General features: G+C 69.7%; 4 protein-coding genes. 1 reads left to right on the top strand and 3 read right to left on the bottom strand.

Annotation, left to right across the window (positions count from 1 at the left end):
- A partial coding sequence (locus tag ABD811_RS09245; RefSeq protein ID WP_344943867.1) for a LysR family transcriptional regulator occupies nucleotides 1-933 on the bottom strand: 933 nt, incomplete at its 3' end.
- Between the two features lie 73 nt (nucleotides 934-1,006).
- Between ABD811_RS09245 and ABD811_RS09240 the strand changes: the two genes are divergently transcribed.
- On the top strand, nucleotides 1,007-1,396 hold the full coding sequence (locus ABD811_RS09240; protein WP_344943864.1) for a RidA family protein: 390 nt from the start codon (nucleotides 1,007-1,009) through the stop codon (nucleotides 1,394-1,396).
- Between the two features lie 1,781 nt (nucleotides 1,397-3,177).
- Here the strand turns inward: ABD811_RS09240 and ABD811_RS09235 are convergent.
- Entirely contained in the window at nucleotides 3,178-3,615 is a 438-nt protein-coding gene (locus tag ABD811_RS09235) for a DUF2752 domain-containing protein (RefSeq protein ID WP_344943861.1), read from the bottom strand.
- 31 nt (nucleotides 3,616-3,646) lie between these two features.
- On the bottom strand, nucleotides 3,647-3,940 hold the full coding sequence (locus ABD811_RS09230; RefSeq protein WP_344943858.1) for a CD225/dispanin family protein: 294 nt from the start codon (nucleotides 3,938-3,940) through the stop codon (nucleotides 3,647-3,649).
- Between the last annotated feature and the right edge of the window lie 629 nt (nucleotides 3,941-4,569).

Below are 4,569 nucleotides of genomic sequence, written 5' to 3'. Positions count from 1 at the left end.
GTGAGGCCGCCGAGGCGGCGCCTGATCGTCGCACGTCCCCAAGGCCCGCACGGTCTCCACGAACCCGCGCAGCAACGGCCGCGTGTCACCCTCACGCCAGCACAGCGCGACGACCGTGGGCGCGGGCTCGGGCGTCAGCGGCCGGTAGACCACCCCGTCCAGCCGCAGCCGCGACACCCCTGCAGGGGCGATGGTGACCCCCAGCCCCGCCCCGACGAACGCCACCAGCGTCTGCCATTCCACCGCCCGCTGGACCACCCTCGGCGTGAACCCCGCGTCGCCGCACACCCCGCTGACACGGTCGTGGAAGGCGGGACCGGCCGCCCGGGGGAACAACACGAACGGCTCGTCGGCCAGCGCCTCCACCGCGACGGCCTCGTCGCGGCCGAGCGGATGGCCGTCCGGCAACACCGCCACGAAGGGCTCATGCTGTACGGGGACGGCGGCCAGATCCGGCCCGGCCGGCGTCTCGCGAACGAGCCCGACGTCCAGCGCGCCCGCCCGCAGCGCGTCGACCTGCGGAGCGCTCGTCAGCTCCCGGAGATCGAGCTCCACGTCCGGACACCGCCGCCGATACCCGCGGATCGCCTCCGGCAGCACGGTGAACGCCAGCGACGCGGCGAACCCGACGCGCAGCCGCCCCGCCTTGCCACCGGCCACCCGCCGAGCCGCGTCAAGCCCGCCCGACACCTGCTCCAGCGCGCCGCGAGCCGCCGGCAGCAGCTCCCGCCCGGCCGGGGTCAGCGTCACCCCTCGGGCATGCCGCTCGAACAGCTTGTGCCCCACCCGCCTCTCCAGCCGGCCGATCTGCTGGCTGAGCGGCGGCTGCGCGATGCCGAGAACCTGCGCGGCCCGTCCGAAGTGCAGCACCTCCGCCACCACCACGAACGCGCGCAACTGACGGAGATCCAGCTCCGGTGGCGGCGGCGTCATACGCCAACTGATATCACCAACCCGCTCCTGGAGTATTGGACGTATGGGAACGCCCGCCCCTAGGGTCGCGGACATGGCAGAACGCAGGGCGATCCTCTCCGGATCGACGTTCGAGGAGAACATCGGCTACGCACGCGCCGTCGTGGACGGCGACTGGGTGCACGTGTCGGGCACCACCGGCTTCGACTACACGACGATGACCATCTCCGACGACGTCGTCGAACAGGCCGAACAGTGCCTGAAGAACATCGGCGCCGCGCTGGCGGAGGCGGGCTGCGGCTTCGAGGACGTCGTCCGCGTCCGCTACATGCTCCCGGACCGCACCGACTTCGAGCCCTGCTGGCCCACCCTCCGCCACCACTTCGCCCCCGCCCGCCCCGCCGCCACCATGATCGTCTGCGGCCTCGCCGACCCCCGGATGCGCATCGAGATAGAAGTCACAGCCCACCGCCGCCACCCCTGACCCACGCCGCAGAAACCAGCCACCGCCCCACCGCAGCGCCCGGCACACACACTCCGTCCCTGCCACGGACGAGTGGCACGGCTGTCCCGCGGCCTCGCCGGTCGTCGCCGAACCCTCCACCCTTGGACACTCCCCGGCATCCGCAGCGTCACCCCGTCCGCTCCGCCTGGCTGCCGCCGTCGCCGCCCTCGACCACCCCCAGCCCTACCGCACACCACTGCTACTGCACCGCAGGCCGTCGGTGCCCCACGCGTGGGTGACGTCGTGCCTGGTGAAACGCCAGCCGACGGTGTCGCTCTCTGCTGCGCTTGGGCCGGGCTTGATGCACTGGCTGTCGCTGGCGGCCGTCAAGCCCTGTGCAGTGCTCGCCCTGGTGGCACAGCCGCCGCGTCCCGTTGCGCTGGTGTAAGCCTCTGACGCAGTGGTTGCCGGGGAGCCGACGGTTGTCGAGATACGTGGTTGGCGGCTTGATGTGGGGCTGCGTCCGCTGGGCGGTGTGCCCATGCTGGGGTGGCGGTCGTGGCTTCCTGTGACGCGCCAGCCGACGGTGTCGCTTTCGGCTGCGTTGGGGTGGGGCTTGATGTGCTGGTTTGTCGCCAGCGTCCGTCAAGGGTCTGTGCAGTGTTCGCCGTGGTGGCGGCGGCCGTCGCGTCCTGTTGTGTTGGTGTGAGCTGTGATGCGGTGGCTGCGGAGTTGACGGTTGTCGGGATGAGTGGTTGGCGGCGCGACGTGGGGGTTGGTGGCGTCCGCTGGGCGGTGTGCCCATGCCCGGGGCGGCGGCCGTCGCGTCCTGTTGTGTTGATGTGAGCTGTGATGCGGTGGTTGCGGGGGAGCTGACGGTTGTTGAGATGCGTTTTGGTGGCTTGATGTGGGGTTGGCGGCGTCGACTGGGCTGTGTGCCCATGCCTGGGGTAGCGGTCGTGGCTTCCTGTGACGCGCTAGCCGCCGATGTCGCTTCCTTGCTGCGTTGGGGGTAGGGGTTGATGTGTTGGGTGGTTGCTGGCGGCTGCTAAGGGTCTGTGCAGTGTTCGCCTTGGTGGCGACCGCCGTCGCATCCATTGCGCTGGTGTGAGCCTCTGACGCAGTGGCTGCCGGGGAGCTGACGGTTGTCGGGATGCGTGGTTGGCGGGTGATGTGAGGGCTGGCGGCGTCCGCTGGGCTGTGTGCCCATGCCTGGGGTGGCGGTCGTGGCTTCCTGGGACGCTCCAGCCGCCGGTGTCGCTTCCTGCTGCGTTGGGGGTGGGGGTTGATGTGCTGGGTTGTCGCCAGCGGGTTAAGGGTCTGTGTAGTGCTCGCTTCGGTGGCGGCGGCCGTGTCCTGTTGTGTTGGTGTGAGCTGTGATGCGGTGGCTGCGGGGGAGCTGACGGTTGTCGGGATGAGTGGTTGGCGGCGTGAGGGCTTCCGCGGGGGTTGGCGGCGTCGACTGGGCTGTGTGCCCATGCTGGGGCGGTGGTCGTGGCCCCCTGCTGTGCCGGTTGTCGAGGTGGTGGCTGCGGTCGTTCAGTGTCGCGGCGGCCTGGCCGGCACGTCAGCAGGGCGGGTAAGCGCACTGTGGCCGTCCGGCAAGCATGAGGCGGTGAAGGTCGGAGCCATGCGAAGGGGAGTGAGAGCTTGCGGTCGGCACTCGCAAGCACGGTATCTCTGCCCGGAAAGGCCCCTCTGCCTGCGACGCCCAGGGCGCGGAAGGAGCGCAGGGGCGTGCCGGCATCCTCGCGGGGACGAGCGGGGATCGGTGAGGTTGCGGATCGTCGAGACCGTCGTACCGCTCGGCAGAGGGCGGCTCAGGCGGCGAGGAACGCGCCGAACGGCAGGTTGCGCACCAGCCAGAAGGCCATGACAAGCGCGAACAGAGCCCAGATGAGCCGTGGATCCCCCGCCTTGGTGCGGGTCGGCCGGTCACCGGCGCGGGCGATCGTCCAACGGAGCCAGAAGAACGCCAGCACCGGCAACATGGCCACCACGAACACGTTGAGCCCGAGCGCCTGCCCGAGCTGCCCGTGCGCCAGCGCGTGCACCGTTCGCAGCGCACCGCAGCCGGGGCACTGGTACCCGGTCAGGGCCAGAAACGGACAGGTCGGGTAGTGGCCGTCCTCGTTGGGGTCGACGGCCGCCACGTACGACACCACCGCACCGGTGAGCAGCAGAACACCGACCGGAGCGGCGAGTCGGCCGGCCAGTCCGCCCGGCATCGGCAGAGCGGACCAGCGATCGTTCGTCATCGGAACACGTGCCGTGTGAGGGGGGATGCCGTCAGGTGTTGCTCGCGGCGGCGAGCGTCACGATGAAGTACACGACGCCCACCACGACACCGACGACCGCGGAAACGATCGCCCACGTCCTGGCGTTGTTGGAGGCGCTCTGCGCGCCCTGGTAGTCGCCCGACTGCCACTTGGAGTTGACCTGGGCGGCGTAGACGATCGACACCACGCCCGCGGGCAGGCAGCAGAGGATCGTGGTCAGGATCGCCCACACGAGGTGGTTGGGGGGCGGAGAGGACGGCGGCTGGTAGCCGCCGTAGCCTGGCTGCTGCCCGTAGTAGCTCATGGAGCACCTCCGGTACCCGGGGAATGGATCACCCTTGTAGATGGTTGAGCACTTTGCGCGGTTCTTGATCCTAGAGACAACGGACCGTCCTCGGCCATGGCCGTAACTGTCACAGCCCTGGTGGGGAGGCCCCTCCGTGCGACGCCGCGCCTCCGGGTGCGACGCCGCGCGGTTGCCTGAGGGAGCACGTTGCCGCAGGTCGCAGGGCGTGAGACGGCCGGATGCCCCGGCTCGTAGGCCGGCCGTCCTGGTGCTCGTGAGGACGGTGGGGACGTGCTGAGGGCGGCGCGGGCGTCGATTTGACGTCTGGTCTCAGACGACGTAACTTGTACGTTCGGCCCTAGGGGAAGCGAGACGCCCACGTGCGGCGGCCGTCCCAAGGGGACCATCATCCATCTCTCCCTGGCAAGATCCTTCTACGTGTGTCACGCACGCGTGTGGGTGGACTGTCGGGAGCGGCCCGAATTTGACAATCGAGCCGGATCTGATGAAATAGCACGGCCGCCCGGAAGTCGCCGCGAAAGTGGCGCCGGAAGGGCGGATACCAGAAAAGAACGGGAAATTGACAGCCCGATCGGATCTGGTAAATTAGAAGAGTCGCCCCGGGGGCGGGAAACGCGAAAGCGGGA

Origin of the sequence: Actinomadura miaoliensis (assembly GCF_039536785.1) — a bacterium.
Classification (GTDB): Bacteria; Actinomycetota; Actinomycetes; order Streptosporangiales; family Streptosporangiaceae; genus Spirillospora; species Spirillospora miaoliensis.
Note: the sequence above shows the minus strand (reverse complement) of the source record. Positions and strands in the feature narration are given on the sequence as shown.

Bases quoted from the DNA above. Each gene is read 5' to 3' on its own strand.
- ABD811_RS09240 (WP_344943864.1), top strand. From the start codon at position 1,007: ATGGCAGAACGCAGGGCGATCCTCTCCGGATCGACGTTCGAGGAGAAC.
- ABD811_RS09235 (WP_344943861.1), bottom strand. From the start codon at position 3,615: ATGACGAACGATCGCTGGTCCGCTCTGCCGATGCCGGGCGGACTGGCC.
- ABD811_RS09230 (WP_344943858.1), bottom strand. From the start codon at position 3,940: ATGAGCTACTACGGGCAGCAGCCAGGCTACGGCGGCTACCAGCCGCCG.